We start from the raw sequence: 24,420 nt of genomic DNA, 5'->3' as shown, positions 1-24,420 counted from the left end.
CGCTGATTCATCGGGTAAGACAAGGCTACCCGCATTTCAGGGTGGCCATGTTTTCTTTGCCTTCTAAGCTAGTCAATGGCATCACACACAGCGCAATTCTTGGAACTCATCTGTTGTAGGTTACCGCAAAAGAAAGGAAAGCCATCAGGAACTCTCTGCCCGTGTGAATCAGGCGAAAATATGAGATTTCACAGATGGCTTAATGGTCTGTTACGCCCGCAATGCCTGACGGCGTTTAATCGATTTGCCCGCAACATACGCCAGCGATGCGCACAGCAGGTAGTACATCAGGCCGACAAACAGGAAGATCTCTGCCGGGTAGATTTGCACCCGGTTATTCACCTGCCCCGCGACGGTGGTCAGCTCCGGCACATTGACGATAAACGCCAGCGAGGTGTCTTTCACCAGCGAGATCAGCAACCCGAGATACGACGGCAACAGGTTCGGCCACGCCTGCGGCAGCAGGACATTAAGCAAAACCTGGCTGTAACTCATGCCGGACGCAATCCCCGCTTCGGTTTGCCCGCGCGGCAGTGACTCCAGCCCGGCCAGCGTGGAGTGCATCACCGCCGTCGAGGTAAACCAGGCAAGTGCGATAATCACCGTCAGCGGGCCGGGGATCGAGCCGCCAAACACCACCGGCAGCAGGAAATACAGCCAGAAAATCACAAAAATCAGCGGGATGCCGCGTATAAACGACGCCCACAAAAACAGCAATTTTCGCGTCCAGCCACCGAAACGCCAGGCTAACGCGGCCATTGCGACGCCCAGCACTAACGCCAGCACGCCAGCAGAAACGGCCATGATCAGCGTGAGTAAAACGCCGCCCGGTTCGCCGTCGGCCAGCCTTCCCCACAGCATGTAGGTGAAGTTATCGTGCAGAACCGACCAGTCAAATTCCATCGTTCACCTCCGCCTGCGGCCTTTGTTGCGGGCGTTTCGGGCCAAATACTGTCATCAGCCCGCCAAGGATCATCCCCAGCGCCAGATACAGCAACGTGCCGACCGCAAAACCTTCAAAGGCGTGCGCGTTGTAACTTTCAATCTGACTGACCTGATACGTCAGCTCGGAAAATCCGATGCCGGTCGCCAGCGAGGAAAGCTTCATCAGGTTGAGATATTGCCCGGTGATCGGCTGCCAGGCGTTAGTCAGCGCCTGCGGTAACAGGATCGAAAGCAGCAACGTTTTGCGGCTGAAGCCCTGTGAAATCGCGGCTTCGGTCTGGCCTTTCGGCACCGAATTCAGCCCCGCCTGCACTTCTTCCACCAGAAACGCGGCGGCAAATAATCCCAGCCCCCACGCGGCGCACACAAATTCCGGTGTGAGCCACGCAATATTGCCGGGGAATACCGCCCACGCATGGGTATCGCCGATGTAAAAACGCCAGCTTTGCGGCAGTGCGCCATACGCAGCGAAATACCAGAAAAGCAGCTGAACCAGCAGCGGCGTGTTGCGGAAAACCGACACAAACGCCGCTACCGCACCGCGCGCCAGACGCGACTGACTCAGGCGCAGCGCGATCAGTAACACCACCAGAAGTGTCGCCAGCACACTGCCCGCCATACTGACGTAAAGCGTGGTGAGAAAGCCGGAAATAATCCACTGCAAAGGCTGGCCGGTGAGCACGCCAGCCCAGTCAGGATGCCAGATCATTGCCCCGCTCCTGTTTCAGGATGCAGCGGGAACAGGACTTTTTGCAGAAAACGTTGCGCACGCGGATGCTGCGGCCGCAGGAAGAAATCCTCCGGTTCCGCCTGTTCCAAGATCTCGCCGCCGTCCATGAAAATCACCCGATCGGCAATTTCACGGGCAAAACTCATTTCGTGCGTCACCACAATCATCGTGATGCCGCTTTTCGCCAGTTCCTGCATAACCAGCAGGACTTCGCCGATCATCTCCGGATCCAGCGCCGACGTCGGTTCATCGAACAAAATGATGTCCGGATCCGTCACCAGCGCCCGGGCAATCGCCACGCGCTGCTGCTGTCCGCCGGAAAGCTGCTCGGGATAATGCTGCGCTTTGTCCTGCAAACCGACGCGGGTCAGGAGCGCCAGCGCCTTCCCGCGTGCATCACTTTTCTTCCAGCCGTGGACTTTAATCAGCGCGAGGCTGACGTTGTCCTGCGCGGTCAGATGGGCGTACAGGTTGAACTGCTGAAACACAAAACCGATGTGCGTACGTAATTCGCGTAGCGCGGGTCCGTTCAGGCCGCGTGTCGGTTTGTTGTGGATGAGAATTTCGCCATCAGTGACGGTTTCCAGCTGATTAATCAGGCGGATGAGCGTGGATTTCCCCGAGCCGGACGGCCCGCAGACCGCCACCACATCGCCGCTGGCGACGCTCAGACTGACATTCCGGATCACGGGGTGATGACCGAAAGATTTACTGACCTGACGAAATTCAACCGCCGTGGTTTTAGCGGCGTTTGAATGTGAAAAAACCGCAGACGTCGCTGCGGTTGATAAGGAGTCTTGCTGCATGTGCATTACCTTGCATAAAGCGGATTATTTGGCTTCAATCTTGAACAGACGTGGCTGCGGAGATTTTGTCTGCGGGCCAAACCAGACGTTATAAATGCTCACCGCCTGACCGTTTTTCTCCAGATTCAGCAGCTCGTCATTCACCACTTTCAGCAGGCTGGTTTCGCCTTTTTTCACGCCAACGCCAATCTCTTCTTTGCTCAGTAATTCAGGCAAGACTTTGTATTTTGCCTTGTCCGGCGCGCCATCCAGCAATCCGGCCAGAATGGTGCTGTCCTGCGTAATCGCCTGCACGTTGCCGTTACGCAGCGCAGAAAGTGCCAGAGGTATATCGTCGTAAGACAACACGCGCGATTGCGGGAAGCGGTTATGCAATTCCTGCTCGCCGGTGGTGCCTTTCACCGCGCCGATACGCGCCGTGGCGTAGGCGTCGAGTTTATCCGGTGAACTGGCCGGCACCAGGAACTGCTGGCCGGTCACGAAATAAGGGAGGGAGAAATCGATCACTTTCGCGCGTTCCGGCGTGATGGTGATATCCGCCACAATCAGATCGGCTTTGCCGGACTGCAATAACGGAATACGGTTCGCCGGATTGGTCGGCACCAGTTGTAATTTTACGCCCAGCGTTTTCGCCAGCGCTTTCGCAAAATCAACGTCATAACCGACGATATCGTGCGTTTTGGCATCCACAGAACCGAACGGTGGATTGGAATCAAACGTAGCCACTTTCACCACGCCGGCTTTTTTGATATCAGCCAGCTGATCTGCATGGGCTGCAAAAGTTGAAACTGCGCTGAGCGCCAAAAACAGACCGGCGGAAACAACGCTTTTATTGAATTTATTTTTGATTACTGAAGAAGCAGCCATAGTTTTTCCTTATAAGTCATCTTAAGAGGGCTCGCGCCCTAAATTTATAATCTGGCAGGTAAATAACGTTTTTGTTTTGTAGGTCAGAGAATTGCATATAGGAACGGGCGGCTGCCACTAACAAAAAAGGATATAGATGGATGATTAATGCATAAGGGTTCGATCTGAGTGGCAAGATGCGGGGGCGCATCTCTGGTCAAAGCCTGGGCTCGTGGCCAAAACCCATAAAAAAAAGCGTCCTGTTAGCGCTCAGCAACCTGAACGCTAACGGACGCCTTCATCCGTAATCTCTCTGTACTGACGTATTTCACTCATGTCATAAAAGCTAATGCAGCTTGTATGCCAACTTAACCGTCCTAACAAATTCAGAACGTTAGCCAGGAAAAATTTTAGTACTGGTGATTTTTTGCACCAAAAATGTCCGTTATGCCCTGCCGGAAGGCAATAATTCCCCCGGTTGCTGAGGCTCTTCGAACACTTCACCGGATTTGCGGCGTTGCTCGAGAATGGCCAGCACTTCAGCGTGTTTGTCTTCGGTGAAATCGAAGAACCACATGAAGCCAATGCGGATTAATGAGCCGATTGCGGGCAACAGGCTGATACCGAAGAACAAGCCATTCATCACGCTTTCCGTCTGGTGAGCGGCCTGCGGAACGTAATGAATCGCGGTCAGGAATATCCCTACCAGCCCGCCGCCGACCGCAACGGACATCTTCCCGGTAAACGTCTGGCCGGAGAACGTAATCGCCGCGCAGCGTTTATTGGTTTTGTATTCGGCATATTCGATGGTGTCGACAATCATCGCGGAGGTAAACAGGTTGCTCATCATGACAAATACCGTGCTGAGGCCCAGCAGAATAAACAGCCAGGTCATGTTGTGATATCCGCTGAACCACAAGATGACGCGCACCACAATATCCAGTGCGCAAAGCACAATAAACAGGGAACGTTTTTTATAACGCCGCGTTAATAACGGTGCAGTCAGACAGGCAATCGCCGCTAATATTCCCATCACTCCAATTGCCGCCTGTAATGCACCATCGCCCATATTATAAATAAAGAAATAGATGTAAATGCCGTTGGCAATATTGTGCAGGACACAGAAAAAGAATGCCGCCAGAACAAAGAACAGTGGCCGGTTATTTTTCAGGTTATGAAACGTATCGCGCATGGTGACTTTTTCACTGCTTGGCGGTACACGTTCTTTGATATTCCAGAACCCGTTAATCATCAGCAGCAAGCCGATCACCATCATCACCACAGTCGCCATAAAGTAACCGTGATCGCCGGAGCCCGGCGCGAAAAATGCCGTCAGCCGCGGGAAGAAGATCGACGCGCAAGCGATACCGGCGTTCACGCCCAGCACGGCAGCGGTGACCGCTTTGGTGCGCTCTTTCGGCTCCGAGCTCATCACCGAACTCATCGACCAGAAAGGAATATCCGAAATGGCGTACAACGTGCCCCATAATATATAAGTTGCACCGGCGTAGAGAATTTTCGTCCCCATCGGCGCATCAATATTATAAAACGACGCCAGCGTGACCAGCGTAATCAGGAAAGGCGCCAGCAACATAAAGTGACGAAATTTCCCGAAGCGGGTTTGGATGGTGTCCATGACGCTGGCAAATAACGGATCGTGTATGGCATCCCACGCGCGGGCGACCAGAAATATCGTGCTCGCCGCCAGCGCGGAAATACCCAATACATCGGTGTAGAAATAGTTAATAAAGGAACCCACTAATCCGAAACTGAAGCATTGCCCCAGCCCGTAACCAAAATAAGACCACAATTCCCTGGACGGGATTTTCATTGAAATCGTCATTTTTATTCAGCCTCGCACTTCCCTGTGCAACATGTTGAAGGGTTATTTCATACGCGTTAAACGGCGGACAAGATCCATTTCAGCGCGGCGGAACGGGATACCGTATTCGTCCAGCACATCGTGGAACCACAAATGGGCGTAATCATGATTGCCCTTACGCACTACCGGCCACGGCAGCGTGGTCTGGGTTTTTCCGCGCACCAGCCCCCACTGATAACACCCGGCGTTGAAGGCGCTGAACAGCGGCAATTGCTCTTCGAAAACGCTGCCGACGTGGCGCGCCAGCCATTCGGTACACAGCATCGGGCGGTTGAATTTCTGCCAGAAACGCAGCGCCTGCAGAAGTTTTGGCGTGGCGACGTAGGCATGAAAGCTGATGACATCAGACAGTTTTGCCGCTGCGACATCAATCGGGTGCGTAAAAAACTCACTTTCCGGCTGATCCAAATCCTGCGAGAAATGCCACGCACCGACGGTCAGCGGTTGCTGCGGGTCTTCCTCACGTGCCCAGACAAACGCCTTTTGCATCAGATCGAGCGCGAAAACTTCCAGCTTTTCGTCATACAACACTTCTTCCAGCCCGGTCGCAAACGTGCCGCGGTTACCCGGTTCGTTGTACAAATCCCAGATAGCGATACGGGTGTCAGTGCGAAAATGGCGGATGAGGTCGCGCACATAATCCTCAATCTGCGGCCACATTTCGCGGTTACACACCACGTCGCGCCCCGGACTCGCTGCCGCCTGGCTGTTATGTTTTCCCGGCTCCGGCGCTTTTTGCGGCCCGAGATACGGCTCATCGCCCGAAAAACCGCAGTCGTCCATCAGCGTCAGCATCACTTTTATCTGATGACGTGCCGCGATACTCAGGAACTGATCGATGCGCGCCAGCAACCCGTCGCGGTCAACCTGCCAGACAATAAACGGCAAATTGATGCGCAGCTGGTTGTAACCGGCGTCGTGCGCCCAGCCCAGTTCCTGATCGATAGTCGGCACATCGAATGTTTCGCGCTGCCAGAGTTCCGTCCAGTTCACCGCCGTGCGCGGTAAGTAGTTGAATCCGCAAATCCATCCCTGCTGTTGGCTCCACTGTGCTGCCTGCTGTTCATTCCATTGCTCTTTCATCGTTTTTTCCTCGCATTATCGTTCATTGACTAATATTATTAGCTAATGTTTATTACCTGACTGGCATTGCTGCAAATCCGTCATGCGGGTTCTGCTGGTGAGATCACACTCTTTTTAGCCAGACTGCGTGGTGGTCGGGCAAAAAAGACCGCTGTGATATAGTGAAAAAGGAGAGATAAATGGCAGACGGGAAAAGGGAAATGGAGAAGAAAAACAAAGTCACGATGAGTGATATTGCGCGGGAAGCCGGGGTTTCGCAGGCCACCGTTTCACTGATTTTAAACAATTCACGTTCCGTCAAACTCAGCGAAGAAACCCGTGAACGCGTGTTTAATACCGCGCTCTCGCTGGGTTACAAAAAAATGCCAGCCCCCCACCGGGACAACGGTCAGGAAGAAATTGCACTGCTGATCAACGGGATGCCCAGCTATGACCCGTTTGTTGATGCCCTCAGCGAAGCCCGGGAAGCCGCGTGGCGGCATGATACGCTGCTGACGATTTACGATTACGGCGACGACGCAGAACTGGCCGTGCGGATCATCGCACAACTCAATCAGCGGCGTTGTGCAGGCATAATTATTGCGTCGCCCGTTACGCAGTCCATTGATTTCTCACCCTTTGTTAACCAGACGACGTTACCGGTCGTCCTGCTGAATGTATACGACCGCGCGTATCCGCTGCTGCCCACTTTCCTGCCTGACGACCGGGCAAACGCGTTGCAAATTACACGCCATCTTATTGATCAGGGGGCCACCCGAATCGCACACATCATGGGTGATAACTGGATGGAAGCGTGTGAAAAGCGTCTCGAAGGTTACCGCGAAGCCCTGACGCAGGCGGGAATGCCGCCCGACGACCGGCTGGTGCAGGCCACCAACTGGTCACTCAATGAAACCTATCGCGCAACGTTGCAACTGATGGATCAGCCCGAACCACCGGATGCGATTTTCTGCTCCAGCGACTGGATGACCATCGGTTGTTATCAGGCGCTGACCGAACTGCATCTGCGAATTCCGCAGGACATTCTGGTCGCCGGATACGACGATCAGCGCATCGCCGATCAGATGACGCCAAAACTCACCAGCGTCCAGTTGCCGTATAACGAATTAGGCCGGATGGCGGTGGAATATTTGTGCTCCGGCGAAGACGCCGCCACGCGCGTTATTATGGCGGGGAAATTGAAGGTTCGGGCGAGTACGGTCAGGTAAATTATCTGTTTTAATGACGATTAAAGTATGACATTGATAATAGTCAGAAAAACAAACTAAGGGGTTCAATACCCCTTTCACTAAATAATACTGATTACATACTTTGATAAATCAGAACTTAGCATACCCCATAAAATATTATCTTATGCGCGTTATTGTGAAATCAGGCATGTTTTATTTTAGTTAGAAATAATAATTTACCTGCCCAGTCAGAATGACTTTATAAGAAAATATTTTATGTCATGGAATAAAACGGCTGCCGTTGCACACGCACGCTGGCGTGCAGGCTCGACATCTACAGGTAATTGCGCGACATTTACACGAGAAGCCATTGAAGCCGGTGGCGTCAATATCGGACATACTCACGACGCCAGAAACTATGGAAGCCTGCTTGAAAGTGCAGGATTCAGACCCTTAGGTTCCGGTGAGGATCCACGGGAAGGTGACGTTGTGATCATTCAGCCTTATGCAGGAGGGCGTCCCGAAGGACATATGGCAATCTTTGACGGACAAGTCTGGTATTCTGATTTTCGTCAAAGGGATATGTGGGCCGGTCCGGGTTACAGAAACGCCCGCCCACACTATGTTATTTACAGGAAAAACTAATGCGCTCCTTTATTTTAATGATAATGCTCAGTCTTGCCGGTTGCGCTACGCACCAGAGCGCAGAACAGCGAGTTGAAACTTTTTACAGGCAGCATCTGAATAGCTTAGTGAAACCTGATCAAGACATGAACATTAATTCACCACTGAATGATGAATATATCGCTGTCGATACACGCCATCGAATTTCTGAAATACTCGCCATTCCCGAACAGGAAATCATAAGCTCCGATTATTTCACTTATACTCAAGATTATGCGCCCGGATGGATTGATAAACTTAGCGTGACTAACATTCATGATTTTATGGGCGGCAAGTTGGCCGATGTGAATATAGGTATTGAAGAAGGCAAAACGCTAAAACTAGCTGTGTACCTTAAAAAAGAAGATGAGGAATGGAAAATATATCGCGTGCGCAATGTCAGCGATGATGACGAGCAGAATATCTTTGATGATTACGCCATTTCATCTGCCCGGCATTATGCGGATAACAATTAAACAATCGTCATCTTTTGAATTTTAAAGGCCAGAGTATTCTGGCCTTTGACGTAATAACTACTCCAAATCCCCCCCGTTACTGGCTATCACTTTTTTGTACCAGTAAAACGATTTCTTACGGGTTCTTTCCAGCGTGCCGTTGCCACTGTCGTCACGGTCAACGTAGACAAAGCCGTAGCGTTTGCTCATTTCGCCGGTGGAGGCGGAAACCAGATCGATGCAGCCCCACGAGGTGTAGCCGATGACCGGGATGCCGTCGGCGATGGCTTCGCCCATTGCTTTGATGTGTTCGCGCAAATAACTGATGCGGTAATCATCGACGATTTCGCCCTGCGCGTTGATTTCATCTTTTGCGCCGAGGCCGTTTTCCACCAGGAATAACGGTTTCTGGTAGCGGTCGTACATCATGTTCATGGTGATGCGCAGGCCAAGCGGGTCAATGCCCCAGCCCCATTCGCTGGCTTCTATATGCGGGTTTTTCAGTGATTTTACGATGTTCGCCGCGCTGCTGTTGTTGTCGTTCATGTCAGCGGACGCACAGCGCGAGGCGTAATAACTGAAGGACACGAAATCGACGGTGTTTTTGAGAATGTCGTCATCGCCCGGCTGTTTATCGATGACGATGCCTTTTTCAGCGAATACGCGGCGGGTGTAGGACGGATAAGCGCCACGCGCCTGAACGTCGATAAAGAACAGGTTTTCGCGGTCTTTTTGCAGCGCCGCCCAGACATCTTCCGGCTTGCAGGTGCGCGGATAGAAATTCCCACCCGCCAGCATGCAACCGATCTGATTTTCAGGGTTCACTTCATGGGCAATTTTCGTGGCCAGCGCGCTGGCAATCAGCTCATGGTGCGCCGCCTGATATTTGACCTGCTCCTGATTTTCGCCCTCTTCGAACACTAAACCCGCGCCGGAGAACGGGCTGTGCAACAGGATATTGATCTCATTAAACGTCAGCCAGTATTTCACCAGCCCGTCGAACGCTTCAAAACAGGTGCGCGCATAACGGGCGAAAAACTCGACCATTTTGCGGTTTCGCCATGAACCGTACTCAATCACCAGATGCATCGGCACATCGAAATGACACAGCGTAACCAGCGGTTCGATGCCGTATTTTTTACACTCGGCAAAAACGTCACGGTAGAACGCAATGCCTTCCGCATTCGGCGTTAGCTCATCGCCATTAGGATACAGACGGCTCCAGGCAATTGAAGTACGGAATACGGTGAAGCCCATTTCGGCCATCATCGCGATGTCTTCTTTATAACGATGATAGAAATCAATCGCCTGATGACTCGGGTAAAACTCTGTCGCGTCCAGACGGAAGCGCTTTTCCTGACCGGTTTTTACCGCCAGACGGTGCGCACCGTGCGGGATCATGTCGACCGTCGTCAGGCCTTTGCCGCCTTCAAAACTGGCACCTTCGGCCTGGTTTGCGGCAATCGCGCCGCCCCATAAAAAGCCGTCAGGAAATAAAGATGCTGCCATGAATTACTTCTCCTTTAATGTGAACGCGCTGCGTCGGCTGCCACCGGCAACGGCGCAGGCGTTGTGATCTCTGCCGTTTTGCCCTCTTTCGGCGTCACGGTTTCCACGGGAATATCTTCAAATCCGAGTAACAGGGTGATGACAAACGAAAGCACCACCGCGAGGATCATGACGCCCGCCACCCAGACAAGGGTCATCGGATTGGACGGGTCGAAGAACTGGACGCTGGTAAACAGGCCCGGCGACGCCATCGAATGGCTGGCGAGGCCGCCTAAACCGGCAATACCGCCGCAGATAAAACCGCTGATTAAGCAGGCGATGAGCGGACGTTTAAGCCGCAGCGCCACGCCGTAAAGCGCAGGTTCTGAAATCCCGGCCACAATCGCGGAAGCCGCCGCTGCCAGCGCGGTCTGGCGCAGCTCCGGGTTTTTCGTCCGCCACGCCACGGCCAGCGATGAACCGCCCAGTGACAGGTTTGCGCCGATTTCTGACGGCATCACCATGCCTTCTTTGCCGGTTTCAGCAATGGTCTGAATAATGGTTGGCGTGAACACGCGGTGCATGCCAGTCATCACCAGCAGCGGCCAGGCCGCGCCCATAATCGCCACCGACAGCCAGCCGAGATAGCTGTGAACGGTGTACACCACGGCGGAAATACCGGTACCAATCCAGATGCCCAGCGGCCCGATCAGCACGATGGCGATCGGTGCGGCAATCAACATGATCAGCATCGGCTTGAGGAAGTTTTTGGTGACGACCGGCGTAATGCGATCCACCCATTTTTCGATGTAGGACAGCAGCCACGTCATGCACAGCGCGGGGATCACGGTGTAGGTGTATTTCACCGCCGTGACGGAAATGCCGATGAATTCAACTTTCTGCCCCTGCGCGGCTTTCGCCATCAGGTCGATAAATGCCGGATGCACCAGGATCCCGGCAATCGCAATCGCCAGCGACATGTTGGTTTTGAATTTCACCGCCGCCGACGCGGCCACCATCACCGGCAGGAAGAAAAACGCGCCGTCGCCGATGGTATTGAGGATCACCAGCGTTGAAGCGCCCTTTTCAAACACGCCGGTCATATCCAGAATCATCGCCAGCAGTTTGACCATCGAACCGCCGATAATCGCCGGGATCAGCGGCGACATGGTGCCAATCAGCGCATCGATAATTCCTGCACCAATCCGCTTGAGCGTAATTTTGTTTTTGGCAGGTGCATCGCTGGCCGCCGCAAAGCCTTCCGGAAGCAGTTTCAACACTTCGGCGTAAGCCTGCGACACGTTATTGCCGATGATCACCTGGCACTGTTTTTCATTGCGCACCACGCCCATCACGCCGGTGATGGATTTCAGCGCCGCCGCGTCCACGACGGATTCGTCGTTCAGCACGAAGCGCAGGCGCGTCATGCAATGCGTAACCGCAACCACATTATCCGCGCCGCCGATGGCATCGACGATTGACCTGGAAATTGCTGCAAAATTTTTAGCCATGAGTGATAACTCTCTCGGATTCATAGGGTTATGAATAATTATCTTTCCGGGAAGCCTTTTTTATGAAACGTAGCGGGCTTTTTCCGAAACAGTAGGTAACCGGTTTCACACGAGAATGTTCAGTTCTTCTTCTGACTTCAATAAATAAATACAACACCGTTTCATTTTTGTGATGACGATCTCCTTGCGAAGTGAAATCGTCTCAGCACGCGCGGAATGTGTAGAATGGCGAATAATTTTTCTCATCCGGAAGGTGCCTGATGTCGACAATGCAGGAAGTTGCAGCCAAAGCGGGCGTCTCGAAAGCCACGGTTTCCCGTGTGCTTTCCGGCAAGGGTTATGTGAGCCAGGAAACCAAAGATCAGGTCTATAAAGCCATTGAGGAAGCGGGCTACCGGCCCAATTTACTGGCAAGAAATCTGGCAACCAGCAAATCGATGTGCATCGGGCTGGTGGTGACGAATACGCTGTATAACGGGCATTATTTCAGTGAATTAATTTCTCAGGCTGCGAAAAAACTTGACGCCAACGGACGCCAGCTGATTCTGGTGGATGGTAAACACAGCGCGGAAGAAGAACAGGACGCCATTCAGTTTTTGCACGATTTGCGCTGCGACGGCATTATTATTTATCCGCGTTTTTTATCGGTCGATGAAATGGATTTGCTCATCGACAAATATAAAAAACCGGTGATGGTCGTGAACCGCAAATTACGCAAACATCAGAGCCACTGTATTTATTGCGACCACAAAGGGTCGAGTTTTAATGCCACACAGGCGCTTATTGAACGCGGACACCGGGATATTGCGTTTATCACCGGTTCGATGGATTCCCCGACCGCCATTGAGCGGCTTTCCGGTTATCGCGACGCGCTGACGGCATCCGGTTTACCGGTAAAAGAATCGCTGATCGTTAAGGGAAAATGGTCACCGGCCAGTGGCGCGGCGGCGGTGGAAACGTTGTTGTCGTCCGGGCTATCCTTCACCGCCCTGCTTACCAGCAATGACGAAATGGCGATCGGTGCGATGAAGCAGCTCAGCATCGCCGGAATTGCCGTGCCTGCGCAGGTTTCGGTGATCGGGTTTGATAATATTCCGACCGCGCCTTTTCTTATTCCGGCACTGTCGAGCGTGAAAGATCCGGTGAGCGACATGGTCAGCGAAGTCATCAGCCAGATTATTTCCATGCTCGATGGCGGCTATTTATCCGAAAAGAATAAGTTTGTGTCTGAGCTTATTTTGCGCGAGTCAGTGACCGACGGCCCTTATAAAGTCGTGCAGTAATTCCCGAAAGTTTACCGGCGCGCTTGCAGGAAATACCGTAAGCGCCCTGCACTTCCCTCAGCTTTACGTAAACGCAGTTTAAATTTTCCGTTAAACCCCCTTTATTAAGCCTTATCCGAATTGTCGTTTTCCCGTTTGCCCCGCAAAGTCTGTGTGTTATCAGAAAACACCGTCAAAACGGGAACGGGGAATACAATGATTAAGTCAGGAATAGTTGTTCTGTGTGCGTTGCTGGCGACCGCCAGCCTGAGTGCTTACGCTGAAGGCCCGCACAACGGGCCGGTCAGTCAACCGCAGCCGGTTCATAAAGTTCACAAGCCTGTCGTGAAACACAAAAAACCGCATCATCAGGTTAAACCTGCGCCGGTTCGCCCTAAAGCGAAGCCAAAACCACCGGTGAAGCACGAACCCAAACCGCCGCGTCCGTAACCAAAATTTAACAGGCCGCAATTGTTTGCGGCCTTTTTATTTAACACATTGGATCCCCTCATATTTCCCTTAGCTTTTTATGCCATTCCGCTAAAGTTTCATTCCTGTTGCGCCGATAACGAATCTGGTCACTCAAACTCAAAAGTGCAATTTAACTTAAGTCCGATCTTTTAGCTAAAAACGCTTAATTTTAAGCATGTTAGAAGCAAAATTTGGCGAACTAAGAATTATCTTATGCTAACGTTTCATGAGCACATCACAGCAAAAATGCGTCGGGACAGGCGCACTATTTAGCCGCACTCTGATTTGGACGGAATCCGGGCAGAGACGGCAGGCTACCAGGCAAAAAAAATGAGCGAAGATTCTGATGTACTGTATCGGTTGCTGGTTCAACGCGTAGAAGATTACGCCATCTATATGCTGACACCGGACGGCACCATTGCGAACTGGAATGCCGGCGCGCAGCGGGCAAAAGGCTATACGCCTGAAGAAGTCGTGGGGAAGCATTTTTCATGCTTTTACACGGAAGAAGATAAGAAAAGTGGCTGGCCGCAGCACGGTCTGGAGACCGCGCGTTCAACGGGCCGCTATGAATCTGAGGGCTGGCGACAGCGCAAAGATGGCTCGCTTTTTTGGGCGCACATCATTATTGAAGCCCTGCGCGAAGCCGGTGAAATCATTGGTTTTGCCAAGATCACCCGTGACGTAACGCAAAGGCGTGAAACTGAAAAAGAGTTGCTGAAGGCCAAAGAACTGGCCGAATCCAACAGCGAACAGCTCTCTTCTTTATCGCAATTTCTGAACACGGTGATCGCCAATATTCCCTCTTCCGTGATCGTTGAAAATGCCGTTTCGCGGGAAATTCTGCTGGTGAACCGTCAGGCCGAACGCCTGCTGGGGATTTCGCGCGAGAAAATGCTCGGCAAACGCCCGCAGGATTGCATGGGATTCGGGCTCAGCAACTTTATTAATAAGCAGTCGGACGAATGTCTGCGCGCTGAAGGTGTGCATAAAAGCGAGCAACAACTGCTGACGGCCATCGGCGACCGTACGCTGCAAACCACCAGTTCGGTGATCCGCGGGCACGATCCTCAAACCAGTTATGTGATGATGATTGCTGACGACGTGACCGATCAGCAGGCCGCGCATGCACGTATCCATCACATGGCGCACCACGATAATCTGACCAGCCTGCCCAACCGCATTCTTTTCAGCCAGCGTCTTAACGAAGCGTTGCAGCGCGACAGCTATACGCACAGCCACACGGCTACATTGTGTCTGGATCTGGATAATTTCAAAAACGTGAATGACGCGCTCGGCCATCAGGTCGGCGATGAACTGCTGCGGGCGATTTCCAAACGTCTGCGGATGACGCTGCGCGATGACGACACGCTGGCGCGCATCGGTGGTGACGAGTTTGCCGTCGTGCTGCCCGGCCTGAAAGATATCTCCGCGGCGCATCAGATTTCCAAACGCCTGATTGAATCCGTGCGTCCGCCGGTCATTATCGACGGTCACTCGCTCTCGGTCGGCCTGAGTATCGGCATCGCACTGGCGGATTCCACCGAGAACACGCCGGATCAGCTGCTGCGTTGCGCGGATATGGCGCTGTACGAAGCCAAACGTAATGGCCGCAACCGGTACGAAGATTTCCGTATTGAAATGGACGCCGCCGCCCGCAAACGCCGCGTGGTCGAAATGGACTTGCGCGACGCGATTACCTGCAATCAGCTGCGTCTTTACTACCAGCCCATTACCGATGCCAAACACGATGCGGTCATTGGCTATGAGGCGCTGATGCGCTGGCATCACCCGCAAAACGGGCTGATTATGCCGGTAGATTTCATCCCGATTGCCGAAGAAACGGGCCTGATCCACAGCCTTGGATCTTTTGCGTTACACGAAGCCTGCCGTGAAGCCACAACCTGGACCGGCTCGCAGACCGTCGCCGTGAACCTCTCACCGATTCAGTTCAAAAACAGCGGACTGGTTTCTGTGGTGGAATCCGCACTTGAAGCGTCCGGGCTGGATCCGTCACGGCTGGAAGTGGAAATTACCGAGTCCGTATTGCTCGACAATACGCTGGGCAATATCGATACCCTGCGAAAACTGAAAGCGCTGGGCGTGCGTATCGCGCTGGATGATTTCGGCACCGGTTATTCGTCGCTGAGTTATCTGCGCTCGTTCCCGTTCGACAAAATCAAAATCGACCGCTCGTTCATCAACGATATGCAGGACAGCCGTGAAGCGCTGGCGATCATCCGCGCCATCACCGGCATGAGCCGCAGTCTGGATATTCAGACCACGGCAGAAGGCGTCGAAACCCCCGAGCAGTTCAGGCGTCTGAAAGAAGAAGGTTGTAGTTTGTTCCAGGGATATTATTTTGGACGGCCTCAGCCCTCAGAATCCCGCCTGACTGGGTTTACACCTCTCTGATGATAGGCATTAGACAGGGTATTTGCCGGAAATGATCGCGGGAAAAAGGGCGCAAAAGGCTATTATTTCTGACGATTGTTTTTACTCTTCCCCTTCGCCGGGGGAGAGTAAAGAGCAAAACCATAATGCCCCGGCAATTCCCTCCCCTTCGCTGACCTGAATCCACTCATCTCCACTTGCGACACTCTCGCCATAATTCACAAACTTGCAGACGATCTGACTGCCCGTGCCTGCCGCGACGTGCGAATTATTCCTTAATACCCGTCCCGACCCTTTCCTTCTTTCGTGAAGCAACGATATAGCGAACCATTAGCCCACTTATTACGCTTATTTGATCTACTTCTCATACCGCAGAATCACGCACCATTACGATCCGTTAACATTAATTTAACGCACCACACCTGTGCATATCAGCGCAATATCAATACGTTATGAATACGAAAACCGATCTTCCGTTTAAAGAGCGTATTTTTTATTCGTTTGAAATTAAAAACAAAATCTTCTTTCTGCAAAACTTTTTCACGAACCATTACAAAATTGGTTCAGAAAATGCAAAGGACTGATTAACGAGTTAATACCCAGCGGGAAACTGAACAATGCCAACAAACGCCGGGGCGCTGCCCCCTTCTAACGGAACGTCGAATTCAGCGCTGGAACAGCTGCGACAACTGATACAGCAGCATCCGGATCAGACTCAGCCACTGCCGGCAGAGCGCGATCTGATGCAGATGTTTGATGCCGGACGCCGTGAAATTCGCCGTGCGCTGGATGTGCTGGAAGAGGAAGGCCGCGTGTGGCGCAAACAGGGGAAAGGCACGTTTACCGGCCCGAACGGTCCGGCGCAGCCGCTGAGTTTACAGGCGCTACCGAAACAATCGAATTTGCAGGAAGTGATGGAAGCCCGTCTCCAGATTGAGCCGGGGCTGGCGAAATATGCCGCCCTGCGCGCCACGCCGGAGCAAATTCAGCTGATGCGCCGTTTGCTGGATCGCGTTAACAGCATTTCCCGCGATGACGCGGATCAGATTGAACTCTGGGACAGCGCGTTTCACCGTGCGATTGCCGATGCTGCCGGTAACCGTCTGCTGCTCGGGCTTTTCGACGCTGTCGATGCCATACGCCGTGATCCGAGCTGGCAGGCGGTACGTGATGCAGCGCGAAATCAGGAACGTCTGAGCCGCTACGACGATCACCATCACCGCATTGTTGAACACATCGCCGCGCGCCAGCCCAAAGAAGCTGCGCGCGTGATGCGCGAGCACCTTCTTGCCCTGCAACAGGCATTCCTTTCCACCCTGAATGACGATGAGGATTTCACTGATGACTGACCCGGACGGCTCCGTCACGCCGCTGTTACAGATCGACAATTTACAGGTGCAGTTTTCCGGCTCTCCGGCCACAGTCCTGGACGGTATTTCCCTGCAACTGGAGGCCGGTAAAACGCTGGCGCTGGTGGGGGAGTCCGGTTGCGGAAAAAGCGTGACGTCGCTGGCGCTCATGGGATTATTGCCCGCCAGCGCGAACGTGTTACACGGCGAAATTCACCTGAACGGGACGTCCCTGCGCGGGCTTTCTGAGCGTCAGTACGCGGATTTGCGCGGTGAGGAACTGGCGATGATTTTTCAGGAGCCAATGACGTCACTGAATCCGGCGCTGCGGCTGGGCGATCAGCTGGCGGAAGCTGTGATGCGTCACCAGAACACCGATAAAAAACAGGCGCGTGCGCAGGCGCTGGAGATGCTTAAAAAAGTACAAATTCCGGCACCGGAACTGCGGATGGATGCCTATCCGCACCAGCTTTCCGGCGGGATGCGTCAGCGCGTGATGATTGCGATGGCGCTGATCAACCGCCCGCAGCTGCTGATTGCCGATGAACCGACCACCGCGCTGGACGTCACGATCCAGGCGCAAATCCTCTCTTTGCTTAACCGGATCCAGGAAGAAACCGGCAGCGCCCTGCTGCTGATCACTCATGATCTGGGGGTGGTCGCCGAAGTGGCTGACAGTGTGGCGGTGATGTACGCCGGACAAATCGTGGAACAGGGCGCGGTTGAAGCTATTTTTAACAATCCGCAGCACCCTTACACCATCGGGCTGATGGGGTCGATGCCCTCGCTGGCATCGCGTCAGGGCGCACTTTCTACCATTCCCGGCGCGGTTCCGCTGCCACGCGATATGCCAAAAGGCTGCCGTTTTTCGACACGCTGCCCGTTTGCGGATACCCGTTGTCATCAGGAAAGGCCGCCTTTGCGCGCGCTGCATAAGTCTCCTCACCGCGTGGCCTGTTTCTACGCACCGCTGGAAAACTTTTTCGCATTATCAGCGGAAGGAGCCTGCGCATGAGTCCAGTACCTCGCCCCATTCTGGAAGCCGCCGGGTTGAGCAAAATCTTCAAAGGCCCGGCGTCAGTGTTCAGTAAACCTAAAATTGTTCAGGCGGTCGATCGTGTTTCGCTGCGCGTCTGGCACGGTGAAACGCTGGCGATCGTCGGGGAATCCGGTTCCGGGAAATCCACACTCGGCCGGTTGTTGTTGCAGTTACTCAGCGCCAGCGAAGGCGACGTTTTTTATGAAGGCAGGAATCTGCGGCAGTTTTCTACCGAACAGATGAAAAACCTGCGCCGTGATTTACAGATTATTTTTCAGGATCCGTTTGCGTCACTTAATCCGCGCATGACGGTGGAAGAGATCGTCGGCGAACCGTTGTGGCTGCACAACATTGTCAGCGGTAAAGCCGACCGTCAGGCGCGGGTGCGCGAGTTGCTGACTACTGTCGGCCTGCCCGCCGCTTTCAGCAACCGTTATCCGCATGAGTTTTCCGGTGGCCAGCGTCAGCGTATTGGTATTGCCCGCGCACTGGCCTCTTCTCCGAAACTTCTGCTCGGCGATGAGCCGGTTTCTGCGCTGGATGTCTCGGTGCAGGCGCAGGTCGTGAATCTTCTGGAAAACCTGAAACAGCAGTTTGGCCTGACGATGATTGTCGTCGCCCACGGTCTGGCGGTGATCCGCCACATGAGCGACCGCGTGGCGGTAATGTATCTCGGGCAAATCGTCGAACTGGCCAGCACGGACGATATTTTTGATCAGCCGCTGCATCCTTATAGCCAGGCGCTGATTGCTTCTGCACCGCTGCTGACGCCCGGCGTAAAACGCCCGGTGCCGCTGCTTCAGGGGGATATGCCCAATCCGTCCAGTATGCCTTCCGGTTGCCGGTTTCATACCCGCTGCGCGTACGCCACCGACGAATGCCGGCAGGTCGAACCGCCGCTGGAAACTGTCAGTGTTAACCGTATGGTGGCCTGCCACCGCTGGAGCGAATTACAGCGCGACCGGACTTCCGCGCTGGTTCCTCCGCCGTCTGCCGCTTTTATCTTACGGCGTGCGCTGTTTGAACAGGCGAGCCAGTCACGGCTTTCATCCTCCGATCCAACTTCAACATTAACTTCAACTCTGGGAACCCGACCATGAAATTTGCACCCCGCTTAAGCGCCTGCATTCCGGCGTTACTGTTGCTGACCACCGCCAGCCTTGCGCATGCGGAAAGCACCTTGCGCATCGGTCTTGGCAGCGATCCGGACATGCTCGATCCTGCCACAGCACGCACCTATTACGGGCGTTTTGTGTTCAGTGCGATGTGCGAACGGCTGGTGGATGTCGATCAGCATCTGCAAATCGTGCCGGGCCTGGCGAAAGACTGGACGTTCAGTGATGACGGTAAAACGCTGACGATGAATCTGCGCGAAGGCGTGACGTTCCATGATGGCGAAAAATTCGATGCGGCAGCGGTTAAATTCAATATTGAGCGCTATCTGACGCTGCCGGGGTCCCTGCGCAAAAGCGAGCTATCTTCGGTGGATTCCGTGGAAGTGACGGCGCCGTACACCGTCGTTTTCCACCTGAAAACCGCCGATGCCGCCCTGCTGATGCAACTGACCGACCGCGCAGGCACGATCCTCGCACCTGAAGCGACGGCAAAAGGTAACGTGGCCGCGCATCCGGTGTGCTCCGGCCCCTATGAATTCGTCAGCCGCGTGCAACAGGATCGCATCGTATTAAAACGCTTTGATAATTACTGGAACAAAGGCGCCTATCACTTCGACAAAGTGGTGTTCCTGCCCATCCCGGATGCGTCCGTGCGTCTCGCCAACCTGCGCGCGGGCGATCTGGATATCACTGAAGGGATTGCCGCCAGCGATACGGCGACGGTCAAAGGCGACAGCAATCTGCAACTCGCCAGCACCACCGGCCTCGGTTATATGGGGCTGACGATTAACGTCGGCAATGGCACCGCCAATACCAATACGCCGCTGGCGAAAGATGCCCGCGTGCGTCAGGCGCTGTCGCTGGCGATTGACCGCGACGCCATCAATCAGGTGGTTTTCCAGGGGCAATATACCCCGGCGAATCAGGCATTTTCGCCTGCCAGCCCGTATCACGCCGATATTCCGGTTCCCAAACGCGACATTGAAAAGGCCAAAAAATTACTGGCCGAAGCCGGGGTGAAGACGCCGCTGACTATTGATTTCCTGGTGGCGAATAACCCGACGTCCCAGCAGGTCGCACAGGTACTTCAGGCGATGGTCAGCGAGGCGGGCATCAACCTGAATCTGCAAATGACCGAATACGCCACGTTGCTTGACCGCCAGCAAAGTGGCGCTTTCCAGATGAGTATGTCCGGCTGGTCTGGCCGTCCGGATCCTGACGGCAATATTTTCTCGTTCCTGAGCACCAAAGGCGGCCTCAACGATGGCAAATACAGCAACCCGAAAGTCGATCAATGGTTGCAGGAAGCGCGTCTGACCAGCGATGTGGCGCAGCGTAAAGCGCTATACAAACAGGTGGTTGAGCAGGAAAACATCGACGATCCGCTGGTGTATCTGTACTTCGAACCGCGCATTTTCGGTATCAGTAAGAAAGTCACCGGTTTTGTACCTTACGCCGACGGTCTGATCCGGTTGCAGGGTCTGGCACTGAACAAATAATTGCCGAGGATTTGCGATGTTAGAACTGGTGGTTAAAAGGCTGATATCAGCCGTACCGACGCTGTTTCTGGTCACGCTAATGGTTTTTTCGATGCAGAAATTACTGCCGGGCGACCCGATCACAGCGATGGCGGGCGAGGAACGTGATCCGGCGGTCATTGCCCAGCTGCGCGAGCAATACCATCTCAACGATCCGATCCCCAGCCAGTATTTCCACTGGGTTGGCAACGCGCTTCGCGGTGATTTTGGCACGTCGCTGCGCACGCAGGAACCGGTGTTGCAGCTGATTGCCAGCAAACTGCCGGTGACGCTGGAACTGTCGATGCTGGCGATGATTGTCGCGCTGATCATTGGCATTACGATGGGCGTGCTGGCGGCGGTCAATAAAGGCACCTGGATTGATAACGGCACCAACTTTCTGGCGCTGTCGGGGATTTCGATCCCCCATTTCTGGCTGGGGGTGCTGCTGATTATGTTCTTCTCGGTCAAGCTGCACTGGCTTCCGGCGTCCGGTTATGTGCCGTTCTCGGAAGACCCGCTGCAAAACCTGAAAACCATGCTGCTGCCTGCGGCGGTGCTCGGCACAGGGCTTTCCGCCACGCTGATGCGCCATACCCGCGCGGCGATGATTACGGTTCTGAAAGCGGATTACATCCGGACGGCGCGCGCCAAAGGGTTGTTGCCGAAAAAAGTCATCATGAAACACGCACTGCGTAATGCGCTGGTACCGATCATTACGCTGACGACATTGCTGTTCGGCGAACTGCTGGGCGGCGCGGTGCTCAGCGAGCAGGTTTTCACCATTCCCGGCTTCGGCAAGATGATTGTTGATTCCGTTTTTAACCGTGATTACGCGGTGGTTCAGGGTGTGGTGATGGTCGTGGCGGTCGGTTTTCTGCTGATGAATCTGCTGGCCGACGTGCTGTATGTTCTGGTTAATCCACGTATGCGGAGAGCCTGAAATGAGTGTTTCCGTTATTTCCGTGACAACGTCACTCAGCACCCGCGAGCCAAACCGCGTTCTGCGTAAGTTTTTGCGCAATAAAAGCGCGGTCATCGGCGCGATCCTTGTGCTGACGTTCGCTTTGCTGGCACTTCTGGCACCGTGGATATCACCGTTTGATCCGATAAAAGCCAATTTCATGGAGGTGCGAAAAGCGCCTTCCGCCCTGCACTGGCTGGGCACCGACGAACTGGGGCGCGATATTTTGTCACGTCTGTTCTGGGGCGCTCGCACGTCGCTGATGGCCGGTTGCGTGTCGGTGATTATCGCGATTGTGATTGGCGTTCCGCTGGGGTTGATTGCCGGTTACTGGCAGGGCTGGCTGGACGGGATTATTTCACGCGTGGTTGAGGCGCTGCTCTCCTGCCCGTTTCTGGTGCTGGCGATTGCGCTCGGCGCATTTCTCGGGCCAAGCCTGGGGAATGCGATGATTGCCATCGGGCTTTCTGCGATGCCGATTTTTGCCCGTCTGACACGCGCGCAGGTCATGAGCATCCGCAATGAAGAATACATCGAAGGCGCGCGGGCGATTGGCCTGCCTGACCGCTGGATTTTGCTGAAATATGTGCTGCCCAACGTGCTGTCGCCAATTCTGGTGCAGGCCACGCTGGCGGTGGCGTCGGCCATCATTACCGAAGCCAGCCTGTCGTTTCTCGGGCTGGGGCAGCAACCGCCGGACGCCTCGTGGGGCGCGATGCTTAATACCGCGCGCAGCTTCCTCGAACAGTCGCCGTGGATGTCGATTTTCCCCGGTCTGGCGATTTTTATGACGGTACAAGGTTTTAATTTGCTGGGTGACGGGCTGCGTGATGCGCTCGATCCCCGCTCTGAATAACGCGTTTTCTAAAAGGAATAATGATGTCTGAGAATTACGATTTTAACGCCGCTTATCCTACCCTGCGCCCGACGATGATGGGGGCCAATGCAGTCTGCGCCTCCCAGCCGCTGGCAGCACAGGCCGGGATGAAAATGCTGATGCTCGGCGGAAACGCGGCCGATGCGGCCATCGCCACCGCCATCGCGCTGACCGTGCTGGAACCCAGCGGTAACGGCGTGGGCAGCGACGCTTTTGCGATTATCTGGGACGGTAAAAAAGCTCACGGCCTGAACGCATCGGGCCGCTCACCGGCGGCGTGGACGCCGGAGTATTTCGCCTCTAAAGGCTATGAAACCGTGCCGACCTATGGCTGGGACGCCGTCACCGTGCCGGGCGCGGTTTCCGGCTGGGTGGCGCTGGCAAAACGTTTTGGCACCCTGCCGCTGACCACGCTGGCACAACCGGCGATCGATTACGCCCGTAACGGTTTTCCGGTATCGCCGCTGATTGGCCGCCTGTGGGAAATTGCGGTGAAAAAACTGCACAATCAGCCGGGTTTTATGGAATGTTTCGCGCCGGAAGGTCGTGCGCCAAAAATCGGCGAAATCTTCCGTAATCCTCAGCTGGCCGATACGCTGGAGCTGATCGCCAAAACCGAAGGCGAAGCGTTCTACCGCGGCGAGCTGGCCGATAAAATGATCGCCCACAGCCGGGAATTTGGCGGTGCGATAACCCACGATGACCTGGCGAATCACAAAGCCGACTGGGTGGAAACCCTGCAACAATCGTTCGCAGGCGGTTCGGTTCACGAACTGCCGCCAAACGGTCAGGGTATCGCCACCCTGATTGCGTTGGGCATTCTCGGTAAGCTTAACATCGGCGATAAACCGGTGGATTCCGTCGAAACCACGCATCTGTGCATCGAAGCAATGAAACTGGCGCTGGCCGATTTGGATCAGCACGTCACCGATAACGACCACATGCAGTTCGACCCGCAACTGTTCCTGAACGATGCGTATCTGGAAGAACGTGCGCGCCTGATTGACCGCACTAAAGCCAGCGACGTGACCTACGGCGCACCGCGTCCGGGGGGCACGGTTTACCTCACCACCGCCGATTCCAGCGGCATGATGGTATCGTTTATTCAATCCAACTACATGGGTTTCGGTTCCGGCGTTGTCGTACCGGGAACCGGCATCAGTATGCAAAATCGTGGCTGCGGCTTTACGCTCGATCAGCAGCACGCCAACTGCGTCGCGCCGAATAAACGCACGCTGCACACCATTATTCCGGCGTTTGCGCAGGACGGCGAAGGCAAACCGCTGATGTCCTTCGGCCTGATGGGCGGCCCGATGCAGGCGCAGGGACATCTGCAACTGGCGCTGCGTATTATGCTGTACAAGCAAAATCCGCAGGCCGCCATCGATGCGCCGCGCTGGCGGATTAACGGTGGCCGTCAGGTCGCGATGGAAGCCACGTATGACCACAATACGCTGGCCGCGCTGCGGGCGATGGGGCATGAGCTGATTGTCGAAGATCCGCTTGGCGGCCATTCGTTCGGCGGCGCACAAGTGATTGTGGTGAATCCGGCAGGCGGGTATCTGGCCGGGACGGAATCCCGCAAAGACGGTCAGGCGCTGGTGATGTAGTTTTGGCTTTACCTTGTTCATCCCCCTGCAAAGGGGGATGTTCAGACCGGACACATCATGAACGTTAGCGACTGCGTGTACGGCAGTGAACCAGGCCAAAGCGGTCGTTCTGTGTCACCGTGTTTTCTAAGCTGCCTGTGCGGCAGTGAACTGCGGGATTAAGCGTTACCCTGTCATTGTGATTTTCTAAGCTGCCTGACCGGCAGTGAACTACTTAGCCAGTCCAGCGTGCGCGGGCTGGTCT

General features: G+C 54.3%; 21 protein-coding genes and 1 CRISPR repeat array (1 of these 22 running past the window's edge). Of the genes, 13 read left to right on the top strand and 8 right to left on the bottom strand.

Translation table 11 applies throughout. The annotated features are described in order from the left end of the window. Window positions 1–210: 210 nt before the first annotated feature. The 6 genes from M2403_RS05630 to M2403_RS05605 form a co-directional block, all read right to left on the bottom strand. Window positions 211–903 (bottom strand): amino acid ABC transporter permease, encoded by a 693-nt coding sequence (locus tag M2403_RS05630; protein ID WP_259228701.1) that lies wholly within the window; start codon window positions 901–903, stop codon window positions 211–213. After that, window positions 893–1,654: an amino acid ABC transporter permease gene (locus tag M2403_RS05625; RefSeq protein WP_259228700.1), complete on the bottom strand. Its 762-nt coding sequence runs from the start codon at window positions 1,652–1,654 to the stop codon at window positions 893–895. Before M2403_RS05625 ends, M2403_RS05630 begins: the two co-directional genes overlap by 11 nt. After that, window positions 1,651–2,481: an amino acid ABC transporter ATP-binding protein gene (locus M2403_RS05620; RefSeq protein ID WP_152326082.1), complete on the bottom strand. Its 831-nt coding sequence runs from the start codon at window positions 2,479–2,481 to the stop codon at window positions 1,651–1,653. The genes M2403_RS05625 and M2403_RS05620 overlap by 4 nt, the downstream gene beginning before the upstream one ends. Before the next feature lie 24 nt (window positions 2,482–2,505). Further along, on the bottom strand, window positions 2,506–3,348 hold the full coding sequence (locus tag M2403_RS05615; RefSeq protein ID WP_259228699.1) for an ABC transporter substrate-binding protein: 843 nt from the start codon (window positions 3,346–3,348) through the stop codon (window positions 2,506–2,508). 424 nt (window positions 3,349–3,772) lie between these two features. After that, entirely contained in the window at window positions 3,773–5,170 is a 1,398-nt protein-coding gene (locus tag M2403_RS05610) for an MFS transporter (protein ID WP_152326080.1), read from the bottom strand. A gap of 42 nt (window positions 5,171–5,212) precedes the next feature. Then, window positions 5,213–6,292, bottom strand: a complete 1,080-nt coding sequence (locus M2403_RS05605; protein WP_259228698.1) for a cellulase family glycosylhydrolase — start codon at window positions 6,290–6,292, stop codon at window positions 5,213–5,215. A 200-nt stretch (window positions 6,293–6,492) separates the two neighbouring features. Between M2403_RS05605 and M2403_RS05600 the strand changes: the two genes are divergently transcribed. From M2403_RS05600 to M2403_RS05590, 3 genes are all read left to right on the top strand, one after another. Then, window positions 6,493–7,500 carry a LacI family DNA-binding transcriptional regulator gene (locus M2403_RS05600; protein ID WP_259228911.1) on the top strand — a complete coding sequence of 336 codons (1,008 nt, stop codon included), beginning with the start codon at window positions 6,493–6,495 and terminating at the stop codon, window positions 7,498–7,500. A 237-nt stretch (window positions 7,501–7,737) separates the two neighbouring features. Then, window positions 7,738–8,106, top strand: a complete 369-nt coding sequence (locus M2403_RS05595) for a hypothetical protein (RefSeq protein ID WP_152326078.1) — start codon at window positions 7,738–7,740, stop codon at window positions 8,104–8,106. Beyond that, entirely contained in the window at window positions 8,106–8,600 is a 495-nt protein-coding gene (locus tag M2403_RS05590) for a YbjP/YqhG family protein (RefSeq protein WP_259228697.1), read from the top strand. The genes M2403_RS05595 and M2403_RS05590 overlap by 1 nt, the downstream gene beginning before the upstream one ends. Before the next feature lie 57 nt (window positions 8,601–8,657). Here M2403_RS05590 and M2403_RS05585 read toward each other — a convergent pair whose 3' ends face one another. Both M2403_RS05585 and ascF read right to left on the bottom strand, forming a co-directional pair. Then, window positions 8,658–10,088: a 6-phospho-beta-glucosidase gene (locus tag M2403_RS05585; protein WP_152326076.1), complete on the bottom strand. Its 1,431-nt coding sequence runs from the start codon at window positions 10,086–10,088 to the stop codon at window positions 8,658–8,660. 14 nt (window positions 10,089–10,102) lie between these two features. Continuing rightward, window positions 10,103–11,578: a PTS cellobiose/arbutin/salicin transporter subunit IIBC gene (gene ascF, locus M2403_RS05580; RefSeq protein WP_259228696.1), complete on the bottom strand. Its 1,476-nt coding sequence runs from the start codon at window positions 11,576–11,578 to the stop codon at window positions 10,103–10,105. 260 nt (window positions 11,579–11,838) lie between these two features. Between ascF and M2403_RS05575 the strand changes: the two genes are divergently transcribed. The 10 genes from M2403_RS05575 to M2403_RS05530 all read left to right on the top strand — a co-directional run bounded on the left by M2403_RS05575 (window position 11,839) and on the right by M2403_RS05530 (window position 24,176). Further along, a complete protein-coding gene (locus M2403_RS05575; protein WP_152326074.1) occupies window positions 11,839–12,861 on the top strand; it encodes a LacI family DNA-binding transcriptional regulator in 1,023 nt (340 codons plus the stop codon). 195 nt (window positions 12,862–13,056) lie between these two features. Then, on the top strand, window positions 13,057–13,290 hold the full coding sequence (locus M2403_RS05570) for a hypothetical protein (protein ID WP_259228695.1): 234 nt from the start codon (window positions 13,057–13,059) through the stop codon (window positions 13,288–13,290). Between the two features lie 351 nt (window positions 13,291–13,641). Next, window positions 13,642–15,726: an EAL domain-containing protein gene (locus tag M2403_RS05565; RefSeq protein WP_165057322.1), complete on the top strand. Its 2,085-nt coding sequence runs from the start codon at window positions 13,642–13,644 to the stop codon at window positions 15,724–15,726. Between the two features lie 596 nt (window positions 15,727–16,322). After that, window positions 16,323–17,054 (top strand): FadR/GntR family transcriptional regulator, encoded by a 732-nt coding sequence (locus M2403_RS05560; protein WP_152326071.1) that lies wholly within the window; start codon window positions 16,323–16,325, stop codon window positions 17,052–17,054. Then, entirely contained in the window at window positions 17,047–18,069 is a 1,023-nt protein-coding gene (locus tag M2403_RS05555; RefSeq protein WP_152326070.1) for an ABC transporter ATP-binding protein, read from the top strand. Before M2403_RS05560 ends, M2403_RS05555 begins: the two co-directional genes overlap by 8 nt. After that, the gene (locus tag M2403_RS05550; RefSeq protein WP_259228694.1) at window positions 18,066–19,193 is read left to right on the top strand and encodes an ABC transporter ATP-binding protein; all 1,128 of its coding nucleotides are present in this window, start codon (window positions 18,066–18,068) and stop codon (window positions 19,191–19,193) included. The genes M2403_RS05555 and M2403_RS05550 overlap by 4 nt, the downstream gene beginning before the upstream one ends. Beyond that, window positions 19,190–20,707 carry an ABC transporter substrate-binding protein gene (locus M2403_RS05545; RefSeq protein WP_152326068.1) on the top strand — a complete coding sequence of 506 codons (1,518 nt, stop codon included), beginning with the start codon at window positions 19,190–19,192 and terminating at the stop codon, window positions 20,705–20,707. The genes M2403_RS05550 and M2403_RS05545 overlap by 4 nt, the downstream gene beginning before the upstream one ends. Before the next feature lie 16 nt (window positions 20,708–20,723). Then, window positions 20,724–21,668 (top strand): ABC transporter permease, encoded by a 945-nt coding sequence (locus M2403_RS05540; RefSeq protein ID WP_152326067.1) that lies wholly within the window; start codon window positions 20,724–20,726, stop codon window positions 21,666–21,668. A gap of 1 nt (window position 21,669) precedes the next feature. Further along, window positions 21,670–22,545 (top strand): ABC transporter permease, encoded by an 876-nt coding sequence (locus M2403_RS05535; protein ID WP_152326066.1) that lies wholly within the window; start codon window positions 21,670–21,672, stop codon window positions 22,543–22,545. Between the two features lie 23 nt (window positions 22,546–22,568). Further along, a complete protein-coding gene (locus M2403_RS05530; protein WP_152326363.1) occupies window positions 22,569–24,176 on the top strand; it encodes a gamma-glutamyltransferase family protein in 1,608 nt (535 codons plus the stop codon). A 123-nt stretch (window positions 24,177–24,299) separates the two neighbouring features. Then, window positions 24,300–24,420: direct repeats of the CRISPR family, unit length 28 nt; unit sequence TTTCTAAGCTGCCTGTGCGGCAGTGAAC (it continues 267 nt past the right edge of the window).

Source organism: Rahnella sp. BIGb0603 (assembly GCF_024808755.1).
Classification (GTDB): domain Bacteria; phylum Pseudomonadota; class Gammaproteobacteria; order Enterobacterales; family Enterobacteriaceae; genus Rahnella; species Rahnella contaminans.
This window is presented reverse-complemented; position numbering and strand designations above follow the sequence as displayed.

What these genes read in the sequence shown, in the direction of transcription:
- M2403_RS05630 (WP_259228701.1), bottom strand. Translation starts at nt 903, where the DNA reads ATGGAATTTGACTGGTCGGTTCTGCACGATAACTTCACCTACATGCTG.
- M2403_RS05625 (WP_259228700.1), bottom strand. Translation starts at nt 1,654, where the DNA reads ATGATCTGGCATCCTGACTGGGCTGGCGTGCTCACCGGCCAGCCTTTG.
- M2403_RS05620 (WP_152326082.1), bottom strand. Translation starts at nt 2,481, where the DNA reads ATGCAGCAAGACTCCTTATCAACCGCAGCGACGTCTGCGGTTTTTTCA.
- M2403_RS05615 (WP_259228699.1), bottom strand. Translation starts at nt 3,348, where the DNA reads ATGGCTGCTTCTTCAGTAATCAAAAATAAATTCAATAAAAGCGTTGTT.
- M2403_RS05610 (WP_152326080.1), bottom strand. Translation starts at nt 5,170, where the DNA reads ATGACGATTTCAATGAAAATCCCGTCCAGGGAATTGTGGTCTTATTTT.
- M2403_RS05605 (WP_259228698.1), bottom strand. Translation starts at nt 6,292, where the DNA reads ATGAAAGAGCAATGGAATGAACAGCAGGCAGCACAGTGGAGCCAACAG.
- M2403_RS05600 (WP_259228911.1), top strand. Translation starts at nt 6,493, where the DNA reads ATGGAGAAGAAAAACAAAGTCACGATGAGTGATATTGCGCGGGAAGCC.
- M2403_RS05595 (WP_152326078.1), top strand. Translation starts at nt 7,738, where the DNA reads ATGTCATGGAATAAAACGGCTGCCGTTGCACACGCACGCTGGCGTGCA.
- M2403_RS05590 (WP_259228697.1), top strand. Translation starts at nt 8,106, where the DNA reads ATGCGCTCCTTTATTTTAATGATAATGCTCAGTCTTGCCGGTTGCGCT.
- M2403_RS05585 (WP_152326076.1), bottom strand. Translation starts at nt 10,088, where the DNA reads ATGGCAGCATCTTTATTTCCTGACGGCTTTTTATGGGGCGGCGCGATT.
- ascF (WP_259228696.1), bottom strand. Translation starts at nt 11,578, where the DNA reads ATGGCTAAAAATTTTGCAGCAATTTCCAGGTCAATCGTCGATGCCATC.
- M2403_RS05575 (WP_152326074.1), top strand. Translation starts at nt 11,839, where the DNA reads ATGTCGACAATGCAGGAAGTTGCAGCCAAAGCGGGCGTCTCGAAAGCC.
- M2403_RS05570 (WP_259228695.1), top strand. Translation starts at nt 13,057, where the DNA reads ATGATTAAGTCAGGAATAGTTGTTCTGTGTGCGTTGCTGGCGACCGCC.
- M2403_RS05565 (WP_165057322.1), top strand. Translation starts at nt 13,642, where the DNA reads ATGAGCGAAGATTCTGATGTACTGTATCGGTTGCTGGTTCAACGCGTA.
- M2403_RS05560 (WP_152326071.1), top strand. Translation starts at nt 16,323, where the DNA reads ATGCCAACAAACGCCGGGGCGCTGCCCCCTTCTAACGGAACGTCGAAT.
- M2403_RS05555 (WP_152326070.1), top strand. Translation starts at nt 17,047, where the DNA reads ATGACTGACCCGGACGGCTCCGTCACGCCGCTGTTACAGATCGACAAT.
- M2403_RS05550 (WP_259228694.1), top strand. Translation starts at nt 18,066, where the DNA reads ATGAGTCCAGTACCTCGCCCCATTCTGGAAGCCGCCGGGTTGAGCAAA.
- M2403_RS05545 (WP_152326068.1), top strand. Translation starts at nt 19,190, where the DNA reads ATGAAATTTGCACCCCGCTTAAGCGCCTGCATTCCGGCGTTACTGTTG.
- M2403_RS05540 (WP_152326067.1), top strand. Translation starts at nt 20,724, where the DNA reads ATGTTAGAACTGGTGGTTAAAAGGCTGATATCAGCCGTACCGACGCTG.
- M2403_RS05535 (WP_152326066.1), top strand. Translation starts at nt 21,670, where the DNA reads ATGAGTGTTTCCGTTATTTCCGTGACAACGTCACTCAGCACCCGCGAG.
- M2403_RS05530 (WP_152326363.1), top strand. Translation starts at nt 22,569, where the DNA reads ATGTCTGAGAATTACGATTTTAACGCCGCTTATCCTACCCTGCGCCCG.